We start from the raw sequence: 13,096 nt of genomic DNA on the forward strand, positions 1-13,096 counted from the left end.
CCAGACCCCATCGCTTGCTAGGGTTGTGGTTTTCCGATATGGCCTGCCTGTTTTTTAGGCAGGTTCATTCGCTTCACTATGCGCAGACTATCCCCCATCTCCATCGGCCCAATCGGGATCGACATGCCTGTCGTGCTGGCTCCTATGACGGGAGTGACTGACATGCCATTCCGCACGCTGGTGCGGCGCTATGGCTGCGGTCTCAATGTGACGGAGATGATTGCGTCAGCGGCGATGATCCGGGAAACTCGCCAGTCGCTGCAGAAGGCTGCCTGGCATCCGCTGGAGGAACCGGTGTCGATGCAGTTGGCGGGGTGTTCGCCAGCCGAAATGGCCGACGCCGCCAAATTGAACGCGGATCGCGGCGCGGCGATCATCGACATCAACATGGGCTGTCCTGTGAAAAAGGTCGTCAATGGCGACGCGGGCAGTGCGCTGATGCGCGATCTGCCGCTGGCGGCCGCGTTGATCAAGGCCACGGTCGATGCGGTCGACGTGCCGGTCACGGTAAAGATGCGCATGGGGTGGGATCATGCCAGCCTCAACGCGCCGGAACTGGCCCATATCGCCGAGGATCTGGGCGCGCAGCTGATTACCGTCCATGGCCGCACGCGCTGTCAGATGTATAAAGGGTCAGCCGACTGGGGCTTCATTCGTTCGGTCAAGGATGCGGTCAAGCTGCCCGTCATCGCCAATGGCGACATTTGTTCGATTGAGGATGCCGACATGGCACTGGAGCAGAGTGGCGCGGATGGCGTGATGATCGGTCGCGGCGCTTACGGGCGGCCATGGCTCATCAGCCAGGTCATGGCTTGGCTGACCGACGGAACGCGCGTGTCGGATCCATGCCTGGAAGAACAATATGCTGTGATCGTCGAGCATTATAAGGCGATGCTCGACCATTACGACAATCATACCGGCGTTAACATGGCCCGCAAGCATATCGGCTGGTATACCAAAGGCCTGACCGGATCTGCCGAGTTTCGCAACGCCGTTAATCAGGAACCGGATGCGCAGACCGTGTTGGACATGCTTGCCCGCTTTTACGAACCGCTCATCGCAGGCGGGGTCGAGCCAATGGACGCGCGGCAGGCCGCATGACCATGGTGCTGCCATCCGTTCCGTCAATACGGGTGCAGCAGGACGGGCCTTCTCTGGCTGAACAGATGACCGCTTTGCCAGTCGCCACGCTGGTCGTGCGGCCCGATAACCTGATCGCGGAAGCCAATGTGCGCGCTGAAACGCTGCTCAACATGGCGCGGTCTGCGATCGTTGGCAGCGATGTCGCGCGCACCATTCGCATTGCGGAAGCCGGCGCCCGGTTCGACATCTGGCACAATAACAAACCGATCGCCGCCTATGACATCAAGGTCCATGCTGGGCGCACTGCCGAGATGGAGGTGGACCTCATGATATCACCCATCGTCGATCATGACGGCTGGCGAATCGTATCGCTCCACGCGCAAAGCCAGGCGCGCAAGATCGGCCATCGCAGCACGTCGGGAGGCGCACGGTCGGCGATGGGGGCAGCGGCCATATTGGCGCATGAGATCAAGAACCCCTTGTCCGGCATCCGCGGTGCGGCGCAGTTGCTGGAATCAAGCCAGGGGGGCAAGGACGCGGCATTGACCCAGCTCATCTGCAACGAGGTCGATCGCATCGCGGCCCTGATCGATCGGATGCAGGATTTCAGTACCGATCGCGCTCTGGAATGTGCCCCAGGCAATATCTATCCCCTGATCGATCGGGCATGTGACATAGCGGCGGCTGGCTTTGCCCGACATGTTAAGATCATCAAACGGTATGATCCATCCTTGCCCTTCGCCATCATCAACGACGATGCGCTGGTACAGGTAATGATCAATCTGCTCAAAAATGCGGCCGAAGCGCTGGAGAATGTCTCCAAGCCGCGCATAAGGGTCGAAACCGCCTTTCGTCATGGCGTGTCTGTCATGGTCGGCGGCGGCAAGGGCAGTGCGGTTTTGCCGATAGAGATCGTCGTGGTCGACAACGGGCCTGGGGTGCCGGAACATATTCTGGACCATCTTTTCAACCCCTTCATCACAGGCAAGCGCGACGGGCAGGGCTTAGGCTTGGCGCTGGTCGATAAAATGGTGCGCGATATGAATGGATTCGTACAATATTCCCGCGATGCGGAGGCGGGCGAGTCCACGTTCCGCATCCTGCTGCCGATGGGTATGGGTTGATGCCGACGACGGGTACAGTTCTGGTAGTGGACGACGATCCGGCCATTTGCGTGGTGGTGGGCGAAGCGCTGCGGCGGCAAGGGCATAAGGTCAAGACCGCCGCCTCTATCCGGGAGCGCACCGCGTTGATGGATAGTTTCGCGCCCGACATCCTGATTACCGACGTCATGCTGCCCGATGGCGACGGGCTGGACGGCGTGGCCGACATCATCGCGGCACGGCCCGATGTGAACGTCATCATCATGTCGGCGCAAAATACGCTCAACACTGCGATCCGGGCAACAGAGCGCGGGGCGTTCGAATATTTGCCCAAGCCGTTCGATCTTAACGAACTGACGCGGGCAGTGGCGGATGCGCTGAGCACGCGTCAGAGCGAGCAGGGCGATGTCGATGAGCCGGGCCTGCCGCATGACGGGCTGCCGCTGGTCGGACGTTCGCCCGCGATGCAGGAAGTTTACCGCACGATTGCGCGCGTGCTTTCCAACGACCTGTCGATCCTGGTGCTGGGCGAATCCGGCACAGGCAAGGAATTGGTGGCCGAAGCGATCCACAGCCTGGGACAGCGGCGGACCAAGCCCTTCGTCGCGATCAACATGGCCGCCATTCCGCGCGAACTGATCGAAGCGGAACTGTTCGGCTATGAAAAAGGCGCCTTCACGGGCGCACATGCCAGGACGGCCGGGAAATTCGAGCAGGCGCAGGGCGGCACGCTGTTCCTCGATGAAATTGGCGACATGCCGATGGAGGCGCAAACGCGCCTGTTGCGGGTGCTGCAATCTGGTGAGGTGACGACCGTCGGTGGATCGAAGCCGGTGCGGGTGAATGTCCGCATCATCGCCGCCACGAACAAACATCTGTCGCAACTGATCGAGGATAACCGTTTCCGGCAGGACCTCTATTATCGCCTCAACGTCGTGCCGATCGCTCTCCCTGCGTTGCGGGAAAGGCGCGAGGACGTCGTTCTGCTCGCGCGCCATTTCCTGGAGCGCGCGGCGTTGGACGGTCTGCCGCGCAAGACACTGGCCGATGATGCCAATCAACTGCTGATGGCATGGCATTGGCCGGGCAATGTCCGTGAACTTCAAAATATGATGCAGCGACTGGCGGTGCTTAGCCGCGACAATGTCATCACGGCCGACATATTGCGCCATATGTTACCGATAGATGCCATACCTGCCGATCATGCCGTGCGAAGCGACCAGTTGGCCCATGCGGTGCGCGACTGGACGAAGCGGCATCTTGGCGTTGGCCTTGGTCAGCCCAATCGACAGTTGCATGACGACCTGCTCGCCATGATCGAGCCGATCCTATTACAGGAAGTGTTGGCGAGCGTGGACGGTAATCAGATCCGTGCGGCTGCGCTGCTTGGCATCAACCGCAATACGCTGCGCAAGAAGCTGACGGATTATGGATTGGATCCGTTGCAATTGCGGCTGACTGATTGATAACTCTGCATCGATGGCGATGAACCGATGGCGTCCATCGACAAGCGACAGCTTCCGATACAAATACTGTGTTTGAATGGGCACGGGGTTGTTGTAACGATGCCACTATGAGCGGTGCGACTACATTGGCCCGGCGGGTTTCAGCCTGGAGGCGGCGTTTGCCTCCTGTCCTGCGCAATGGTCGGCTGGCGACGCTGGTGGAAGCCATCACGCTCATTTTGTTTCTGGGCATGGCGGGCCTGACCTACCATCTCCTGTCTGGTGGAAGTCAGACTTACACGCTGCTGACGCCACCGATCGTCGCTCTGCTATTGGTGGCCAATCTGGTGCCAGCTATCGCGCTACTGATGCTGTTGGGTCGGCGGGTAGCCAAACGGCGGGCCGCGCAATCGGCGATCGGCAGCGACGGGCAGTTGCATGTGCGGCTCGTGGCGATATTTTCGATCGCGGCGAGCGTCCCTATGTTGCTGGTCGTGATCTTCGCGTCCCTGCTGTTCCAATATGGCGTGCAGTTCTGGGCATCGGACAGCGCGCGCGGCATGCTTCAGAACGCCAGCGATCTGGCGCGCGGCTATTATGAACAGAATTTGCGCGAGGTTAGCGATGAAACGCTGACGATGGCTGACGATCTGCGCGATTATCTGCGTGAATCGTCGGTATCCAGTTCCCGTTTCGCCGAAGGTTATATCTATCAGGTCGTCACGCGGAAATTGAACCGCTCCGCCATTATCGAAGTCGGCAAGGACGGCATCGCTCGCACCGCCGCTACCGTCGATCCTGAAAACCGACCCGTCTCCGAAATGCTCTCCCCCGAAGTGGTCAAGCGGCTCGCCGGGGGGGAAAATATCGTCGTACGCCTTCGCCCGAACGAGGTTGAGGCGGTAACGCTTCTATACCCCAACAGCAAAATCTATCTGTACGCCACTCGCAACGCCGTCACGACATCCTTCTCGAACGTGGCGCGGGCGCAGAAGGTCATTGCCGATTACGACCTGTTTTCGAACCAGTCTCGCGCGCTACAATTGCGTTTCAACATCGCGCTGTTCGTCGGGTCGCTGCTGCTGGTGGGAATCGCGGTCTATATCGCGCTCGCCGTTGCCGACTGGATGGTGCGCCCCGTCAATGAACTGGTAACGGCGGCGCGGCGGATTACGGCTGGCGACCTGTCTGCGCGCGTTACCAGCCCGCAAAGCCGCGACGAGATCGGCACGCTGGCGTCCGCGTTCAATCGCATGACGCAGCGGCTGGAGGCGCAGACAAGCGCGCTGGTGGGAGCCAACAGCCAGTTGGACGAACGCCGTGCTTTTATCGAAGCGATCCTGTCCGGCGTGAGCGCTGGCGTTTTGTCAGTGGACAAGCAGGGCATGGTCCAACTGCTTAACCGCTCAGCCGCCGCCATATTGGTGGATGAGGGCGACGATCCGGTTGGTCGCCCGTTGACCGAAGTCGCGCCTGAACTGGCCGATCTGATTGCGTCGGAAGAGGGCAGCGCGATCGTGCAGTTGCGCGCTCACGGCGATTTGCGCACATTGGCGGTGAAGGTTTCCGATGATGCTTCAGGTCATATCCTTACCTTCGACGACATCACCCAGCAGCTTTCGGATCAGCGCCGTGCCGCATGGTCGGACGTTGCCCGCCGCATCGCGCATGAGATCAAGAACCCGCTGACGCCGATCCAACTCGCCGCCGAACGGCTCCAGCGGCGCTACGCCGACGAGGTGACAAGTGACAAGGCAGTGTTCACCCGCCTGACCGGCACGATCGTGCGGCAGGTGGGTGACCTGCGTCGGATCGTGGACGAATTCTCCTCCTTCGCGCGCATGCCAAAGCCGGTGTTCCGGCGGGAGGCGGTGGGCGACATCGCGCGGCATGCACTGTTCCTGCATGAAGTCGCGCATCCCGACATGCTCTTCACATTCGAAGCGGACGATCCTGATCTGGAACTGGTCTGCGACCGGCGGCAACTGGGGCAGGCGCTGACCAACATCGTCAAAAATGCGGCAGAAGCCATCGAACCCAAACCCGTGCCCGAAGATGGATTGCCGCGCGGGCATGTGCGCATGCGCATGATGCTGCAGGCGGACGATCTGGTCATCACGGTACAGGATGACGGGATCGGCCTGCCGCCCGAGCGTGAGCGCATCCTGGAACCTTATATGACGACGCGGACCAAGGGCACGGGTTTGGGCCTGGCCATCGTCAAGAAGATTGTCGAGGAGCATCTGGGAGAAATCCGCTTCGACGATGCGCAGGGGGGTGGCGCATGCGTCACCCTGCGATTTGCAGCGGGGGCGCTGGAAAAACTGGAAGAGGGACAGGTTATTGCCCTCCCCAAAGGAAAAGTGACGGCCAATGGCGCTTGATATTCTGATAGTCGACGATGAAGAAGACATTCGCGATCTGGTCGCAGGTGTGCTGGAAGACGAAGGCTTTACCGCCCGCACCGCCGCGAACAGCGACAGCGCGATCGACGCGCTGGACGCGCGGCGGCCGTCCCTCGTCCTGCTTGATGTGTGGCTGCAAGGGTCGCGCATGGACGGGCTGGAACTGCTGGAGGAAATCAAGCGGCGCGACCCCACGATCCCTGTCCTGATGATTTCAGGTCATGGCAATATTGACACCGCCGTTGCCGCCATCCGAAAGGGAGCGGCCGATTTCATCGAGAAGCCTTTCGAGGCAGACCGGCTGCTTCACCTTGTCGCGCGTGCAACGGAAACGGAGCGACTGCGGCGCGAAAATCAGGTGCTGCGTGCGCGCTTCGGCCAAGATGACGAATTGACCGGTACGTCAGCGGCCATCAACGGCGTCCGCGCGACGATCAAGAAAGTGGCAGGGACCGGCAGCCGCGTGCTGATTTCCGGCCCCGCAGGCGTGGGCAAGGAAGTGGCGGCACGTATGCTCCATAGCTGGAGCGGGAGGGCGGATTCGCCCTTCATCATTGTGGCGGCTGCTCGTATGGACCCCGATCGGGTCGAGGAAGAGTTGTTCGGTCTGGAAGATGCCAGCGGTCTGGTCCGTCCAGGCTATCTGGAGCAGGCCCATGGCGGCACGCTATATATAGACGAAGTGGCCGACATGCCGATTACGACGCAGGGCAAGATACTGCGCGTGCTGACGGACCAGAGTTTTACTCGCGTGGGCGGACAGCGGCAGGTGAAGGTGGACGTGCGCGTCATATCCTCCACTGCGCTTGATCTGGCGACCGAGATTGAGGAGCGGCGGTTTCGCGAGGATCTTTTCTATCGGCTCAACGTCGTGCCGCTGGCCATTCCGCAATTATCGGAACGGCGGGACGATATACCGCCGCTGGTCGAACATTATCTCGCCCGTTTCGCCGCCGAACGCCGTGTCCCGCCGCCAGACATGGCGAGCGACGCCATGGCTGCGTTGCAGGCCAATGAATGGCCGGGTAACGTGCGCCAGTTGCGTAACGTTATCGAACGCACGATGATACTGGCGCCCGGCGACCGGATTGGCCGGATCGAACTGGATATGCTGCCCCCCGAACTGACCAGCGGTGGCGGCGGGGAAGGGATGGGTCAGTCCGCGATCATGGGGGCACCCTTGCGGGAGGCGCGCGAAAGTTTTGAGCGGGAATATCTGCGTATCCAGATTCGCCGTTTTTCCGGCAATATCTCTCGAACCGCAACATTCATCGGCATGGAGCGTTCGGCTTTACATCGGAAACTGAAATTGCTTGGCATCACAGAAGACAAGGAATGAAGGGCTTTTACGGCCGTTGGACAAAGCGCACGACGGCCATGGACGCCTCTTCGCAATTGCGATACGAATAGCCTGTTCCCGACAAGCGGGAGCAGGCAAGACACCCTGCCCAGGGGTGCAAGAGCGGGTAACGTCCCGTCAATAATGGAAGGCTGGAAGACATGGCCGATAAAGTGAATAATCTTCAGGACATTTTCCTGAACAGCCTGCGCAAGAGCAAGACCCCGGTGACCATGTTTCTGGTCAAGGGCGTCAAGTTGCAGGGCATCATCACCTGGTTCGATAATTTTTCCGTGTTGCTACGCCGCGACGGGCAGTCGCAACTCGTCTATAAGCATGCAATTTCGACGGTCATGCCCGCGCAATCGATGGACCTGACTGATTTGCGCAAGGCCAGCGAGAGCAACGGCAAGGCGCGGTTGCTCCAAGAAATATTCCTGACCGCTGTGCGCAAATCGGGTAGCCCGGTTACGATGTTCTTGGTGAACGGCGTGATGCTTCAGGGCGAAATCGCGGCCTTTGATCTTTTCTGCATGTTGCTGGAGCGGGACAATATGGTCCAGCTGGTTTACAAGCACGCCATTTCCACAGTGCAGCCCCTCCATTCGCTCGACCTGTCGGGCGAGAATGAGCAGGACGACTGATCACCCGCATAGCGGCCCGGTCCGCCTTGAGGTGGACCGGGCCGCTGGCAGATGCTCTAATCACTCATGGCAATTTTCAATCGTGATTCCGAAGATGAAGTGGCGCGTGGCACGCGCGCCGTGGTCGTCCACGCCGAAACCCATGGCGGAGATCGTCGCGACAGCGATGCCCGGCTGGAGGAGGCTGGCGGCCTTGCGCTGGCGATCGGTATAGACGTTCGCGCATCGCAGAGCTTTCGCGTCCGCGATCGCAAGCCAGCGACCTTGTTCGGCAGCGGCCAGATCGACCAGATCGCGACTTTGGTCGTGCAGGAAGAGGCCGAACTCGTCATCGTCGACAATGCACTGTCGCCGGTCCAGCAAAGCAATCTGGAAAAGGCGGTCGGGGCAAAGGTCATCGACCGCACGGGACTCATCCTCGAAATATTCGGGGAACGGGCGGCGACCAACGAAGGGCGGCTTCAGGTCGAACTGGCACATCTGGATTATCAGGCCGGGCGACTGGTACGCAGCTGGACCCATCTGGAACGGCAACGCGGCGGCTTCGGCTTTCTGGGCGGGCCGGGCGAGACGCAGATCGAGGCGGATCGTCGCATGATTCGCGATCGCATGGCCAAGATTCGTAAAGAGCTGGATCAGGTCACGCGAACCCGCGGGTTGCACCGTGCCCGCCGACAGCGTGCGCCGTGGCCGGTGATCGCACTGGTCGGCTATACCAATGCGGGCAAATCCACATTGTTCAATCGCCTGACCGGTGCGGATGTTATGGCCGAAGATTTGCTGTTCGCCACGCTCGATCCCACCATGCGGCAGATCGCCTTGCCGGGATTGGAAAAGGCGATCCTGTCCGACACTGTCGGCTTCGTATCCGACCTGCCGACCCAGTTGATCGCGGCGTTTCGTGCAACATTGGAAGAGGTGCTGTCCGCCGACCTGATCGTCCATGTGCGCGACATCGCTCATCCCGATAGCGATGCGCAGCGCGACGATGTGATCGATGTGTTGAGCGAACTGGGTGTCGCAGGAGAGGGCGCAGCCGAGCGCGGGGAGGGGGAGCCACCCGCTCCGCCGATTATCGAAGCGTGGAACAAGTTGGACCTGCTGGATGCGGATGCCGAGGCTCTGGCCCGTGAAACGGCGGCGCGTCGGGACGATGTGGTCATCCTGTCCGCGTTGACCGGGGCGGGAATTGCCGACCTCCAGCGGGCGATCAGCGCCCGCATGACGGCGGGTGCCAAAGTTTACGGCTTGCGCATCGCGGCCGCCGATGGCGCGGCGCTGGCGTGGTTGCACGAACATGGCGAAGTGCTGGCGAGCGATGCGCAGGGCGAGGAAACCCGCGTGGACGTGCGCCTGTCGGACGCCGCCTTTGCGCGCTATGGCAAGCGGCCGCGAGCGCAGCCGCCTACCTAAGCCGGATCAGGCCTGCTTGGCCGCTTGCTTCACTTGTTGCCAGAGCGCTTCCTTTTCGTCGAGCGACAGGGCGGGAAAACTGTCTCCGGCCAGCGCTTCCATTCCACGGAAACGGCGCTCGAACTTGGCATTCCCAGCCCGGAGCGCGACTTCGGGATCTACCTTCAGATGACGCGCCAGATTGACGACAGCAAAGAGCAGATCGCCAATTTCCTCCTCACGATCCGCCTGTGACTGGGCGGTCTGAACCTCCTCCAGTTCCTCGGCGATCTTGGCGATAGCGCCATCGGTATCAGGCCAGTCGAAGCCGGTGCGGGCAGCGCGCTTTTGCAGCTTTTCTGCGCGGAGCAACGCGGGGAGCGCAGTCGCAACTCCAGCCAGCGCGCTGGGGTCTGGGTCTTTTTCAGCGCGTTCGGCAGCCTTGATGGCTTCCCACTGGGCGTGACCGTCTTCACGCCTCATGCCTTCTTCAAAGACATGGGGATGGCGGCGGATCATTTTTTGCGTGATGGCGTCGATGACATCCTGAAGCGCGAAGATGCCGGACTGTTCAGCGATGCGGCTGTGGAAGATGACCTGGAGCAGCAGGTCGCCCAGTTCGTCGCGCAGGGCCGTCATGTCGTTGCGCTGGATAGCATCGACGACTTCATAGGCTTCCTCGATCGTGTAGGGCGCGATCGAAGCGAAGTCCTGTTCGATGTCCCACGGGCAGCCAGCGTAAGGATCGCGCAGTCGAGCCATGACGGTAGCAATGGGCATAATATCGGCGGGACTGGCTTTGGACATGTTCACTCTACGATGAAGGATGGATGGTGATAAAGACGTGGTGATTTCCAGAGTGAGGACCACAGGTTCTGCACGATTGCGAAAATCAGATGTTCGAGCTGCTTAGAAAAGACACTATCTCCGCTAGATAGAAATGACACCATTTATAGCAGCAGGGTCTGCGCGGAGCCATCGGCCTAGCGCAGCGCAGACCCTGCTGATGCGCTGACCTTGGGGTGGTGAACCATGGACCCGCTGCCCTGCAGTGGGCCCGGTCATGGTCTCTGTACGAAGCTGAGCGTGCCGCGTTCGCGCAACGCCTCCTCACTGAGCCTGGGACCGCGCTTGAGCTTCGAGCCACCCAGTTTGCGGCGGTCGATTTTTGGCGGCGTTTCCGGTTCGGGGAACATATGCATAGGCTGGTCACGGCGGGCAGGGGCGTCGTTGTTGCGCTTGCGGTGATGCGGCATGATTGCCTGCATCTGTTTGGCCAGCAACAACGCTGCATCCAGATGCTTGTTCTCGACAATGGCAGGCTGGTTCACCTGCCGCATCTTGTCGAACTGACGATAGGGCAGGACATGGCCCTCATGCTCGATCTCCAGTCGGCCGTCGGGATATTCACAAACCGTCACCCGCTTGCGCGCCAGATCCAGGCTGACATCGTTCGGCTCCAGAATGAACATTGCCTTGTTGTAATGCAGCGTCAGCGCCGCCGTCACGGTCCGCTGCTCACGCCAAACCATGATCGAGCGCAGATCGTCATGCGGGGCGAGGGGGCGGTGCAGATCGCGGGCATCGAAGGCGGGTCGGGCGAACCGCTCGTTGTGCCTGGTCCTATAGATGTCGAGGAAGGTGTTGGCGTCCGCGATCGACGAGATCCCTTCCAGTCGCATCGCTTTCACCAAGCGATCTTGCAAGGTGGCGTTGGCCCGTTCGACCCGGCCCTTGGCCTGCGGCGAGTTGGCGCAGATAATCTCGATGTTCAGAGCATCGAGCGCGCGACCAAAATGCGTCATGCCGTCGCCACGAGCGGCGCTGGCCCGCGCGTTCCGGAAAACGCTGTGCTTATCGGAATAGAACGCCACCGGCTTGCCGTGCCGTTCGATATATGCGCGGGTCGCCTCCATATAGGCAAAGGTGCTCTCGCTCTCGACCATCCTGAGGTGCATCAGTTCGCTGGTCGCGTCGTCGATATAGACGAGCAGGGTGCATTGCGGGCCGCGGTCTTCAAACCACCAATGCTTCGAGCCGTCGATCTGGATCAGCTCGCCACGGCAATCTCGGCGATAGCGAGGCTGATACGGGCGAGGGCGACGGGCTTGACGATCCTTCCAAATCCCGGCCTCGATCATCAGCTTGCGCAGTGTCTCGCAGCCGATCCTGATGCCATGGCGCTCAGCCAGATACTCACGCGCCAATGTCGGTCCGAAATCCGCATAATGCTCGCGGACCAGCGCAACGACCTTGTCGCGGAAGGCATCGCTGTGTCGGCGGTTACCCGGGCAGCCGGAATATCTGCCGGCGCTTCAGTCCAAGCAGCGTCGCTGCATCCTCAATCCGAAGTTCGCCGCGCTCAACGCGCATCAGTGTATCAAATCTCGATAGCTCGCCTTGGCTCATCGCCAGCACCGTCATAGTCTGATCCTCCCGTGGGAAGACCATGAACACCGCGTTCGCCGCCAAGGCCCAAGAGTGTCATCTCTATCTGGCGGAGGGGTGTCATTTCTAAATGGCACCTACATCAGATGTTCTTGCCATTTAGAGAAGTCACAATTTCTGCCATATAGAAATGTCACACGTTGAGGACAGCAGGGGCTGCGTGGAGCCCTCGGGATAGCGCAGCGCAGACCCTGCTGATGCGCTGATCTTGGGGTAGTGGCCATGGACCCGCTGCCCTGCAGTGGGCCCGGTCATGTCCTCTGCACGAAGCCGAGCGTCCCGCGTTCGCGCAACGCCTCGTCACTAAGCCTGGAACCGCGCTTGAGCTTTGAGCCACCCAGTTTGCGGCGGTCGATCTTTGGTGGTGGTTCGGGCTGAGGGAAGAGATGCGTGGGCTGATCACGACGGGCAGGGGCATCGTTGTTGCGCTTGCGATGATGCGGCATGATCGCCTGCATCTGCTTTGCCAGGATCAGAGCCGCGTCCAGATGTTTGTTCCCGACAATGGCTGGCTGGTTGACCTGCCGCATCTTGTCGAACTGGCGATAGGGTAGGACATGCCCTTCATGCTCGATCTCCAGCCGGCCATCGGGATACTCGCATATAGTCACCCGCTTGCGCGCAAGACTTCGGCTGACATCGTTCGGTTCCAGGATGAACATCGCCTTGTTGTAATGCAGTGTCAGCGCCGCCGTCACTGTCCGCCGCTCCCGCCAGACCATGATCGAACGCAGATCGTCATGCGGGGCGAGGGGGCGGTGCAGATCTCGCGCGTCGAAGGCGGGGCGGGCGAACCGCGCGTTGTGCCTGGTCCTATAGCTGTCCAGGAAAACGTTGGCGTCCTCGATCGATGAGATGCCTTCCAGGCGCATCGCTTTAACCAGGCGATCCTGCAAAGTGGCGTTGGCCCGTTCGACTCGGCCCTTGGCTTGCGGCGAGTTAGCGCAGATAATCTCGATGTTCAGAGCATCGAGCGCGCGGCCAAAATGCGTCATCCCGTCGCCGCGCGCTGCGCTGGCCTTCGCGTTCCGGAAAACACTGTGCTTGTCGGAATAGAAGGCCACAGGCTTGCCGTGCCGCTCGATATACGCGCGGGTCGCTTCCATATAGGCGAAGGTGCTCTCGCTCTCGACCATCCTGAGGTGCATCAGTTCGCTGGTCGCGTCGTCGATATAGACCAGCAATGTGCATTGCGGGCCGCGGTCTTCGAACCACCAATGTTTTGAGCCGTCGATCT

At 60.6% G+C, this 13,096-nt stretch carries 9 protein-coding genes and 1 pseudogene; 7 read left to right on the plus strand and 3 right to left on the minus strand.

What is annotated here, in order from left to right:
* Nucleotides 1-78: 78 nt before the first annotated feature.
* From dusB to hflX, 7 genes are all read left to right on the plus strand, one after another.
* Nucleotides 79-1,101, plus strand: a complete 1,023-nt coding sequence (gene dusB / locus WA070_RS20480) for a tRNA dihydrouridine synthase DusB (RefSeq protein WP_422635761.1) — start codon at nucleotides 79-81, stop codon at nucleotides 1,099-1,101.
* Nucleotides 1,098-2,207 carry a two-component system sensor histidine kinase NtrB gene (locus WA070_RS20485; protein WP_422635762.1) on the plus strand — a complete coding sequence of 370 codons (1,110 nt, stop codon included), beginning with the start codon at nucleotides 1,098-1,100 and terminating at the stop codon, nucleotides 2,205-2,207. The genes dusB and WA070_RS20485 overlap by 4 nt, the downstream gene beginning before the upstream one ends.
* On the plus strand, nucleotides 2,207-3,652 hold the full coding sequence (ntrC, locus tag WA070_RS20490) for a nitrogen regulation protein NR(I) (protein ID WP_422635763.1): 1,446 nt from the start codon (nucleotides 2,207-2,209) through the stop codon (nucleotides 3,650-3,652). Before WA070_RS20485 ends, ntrC begins: the two co-directional genes overlap by 1 nt.
* Nucleotides 3,653-3,759: 107 nt before the next feature.
* Entirely contained in the window at nucleotides 3,760-6,015 is a 2,256-nt protein-coding gene (locus WA070_RS20495; protein ID WP_422635764.1) for a sensor histidine kinase, read from the plus strand.
* On the plus strand, nucleotides 6,005-7,375 hold the full coding sequence (locus WA070_RS20500; protein ID WP_422635765.1) for a sigma-54-dependent transcriptional regulator: 1,371 nt from the start codon (nucleotides 6,005-6,007) through the stop codon (nucleotides 7,373-7,375). Before WA070_RS20495 ends, WA070_RS20500 begins: the two co-directional genes overlap by 11 nt.
* Nucleotides 7,376-7,536: 161 nt before the next feature.
* Complete coding sequence (hfq, locus tag WA070_RS20505; protein ID WP_422635766.1) at nucleotides 7,537-8,019, plus strand: RNA chaperone Hfq; 483 nt, start codon at nucleotides 7,537-7,539, stop codon at nucleotides 8,017-8,019.
* A 66-nt stretch (nucleotides 8,020-8,085) separates the two neighbouring features.
* The gene (hflX, locus tag WA070_RS20510) at nucleotides 8,086-9,432 is read left to right on the plus strand and encodes a GTPase HflX (protein ID WP_422635767.1); all 1,347 of its coding nucleotides are present in this window, start codon (nucleotides 8,086-8,088) and stop codon (nucleotides 9,430-9,432) included.
* A gap of 6 nt (nucleotides 9,433-9,438) precedes the next feature.
* Here the strand turns inward: hflX and mazG are convergent, their stop codons facing one another.
* The 3 genes and pseudogenes from mazG to WA070_RS20525 all read right to left on the minus strand — a co-directional run.
* Nucleotides 9,439-10,218 (minus strand): nucleoside triphosphate pyrophosphohydrolase, encoded by a 780-nt coding sequence (gene mazG / locus WA070_RS20515; protein ID WP_422635768.1) that lies wholly within the window; start codon nucleotides 10,216-10,218, stop codon nucleotides 9,439-9,441.
* A gap of 254 nt (nucleotides 10,219-10,472) precedes the next feature.
* A pseudogene (locus WA070_RS20520) lies at nucleotides 10,473-11,835 on the minus strand (ISNCY family transposase).
* A gap of 275 nt (nucleotides 11,836-12,110) precedes the next feature.
* Nucleotides 12,111-13,096: ISNCY family transposase (locus WA070_RS20525; protein ID WP_422635769.1), on the minus strand; the 986-nt coding region annotated here is incomplete at its 5' end.

The organism is Sphingobium sp., from assembly GCF_049304695.1.
In the GTDB taxonomy this organism is placed as follows: Bacteria; Pseudomonadota; Alphaproteobacteria; order Sphingomonadales; family Sphingomonadaceae; genus Sphingobium.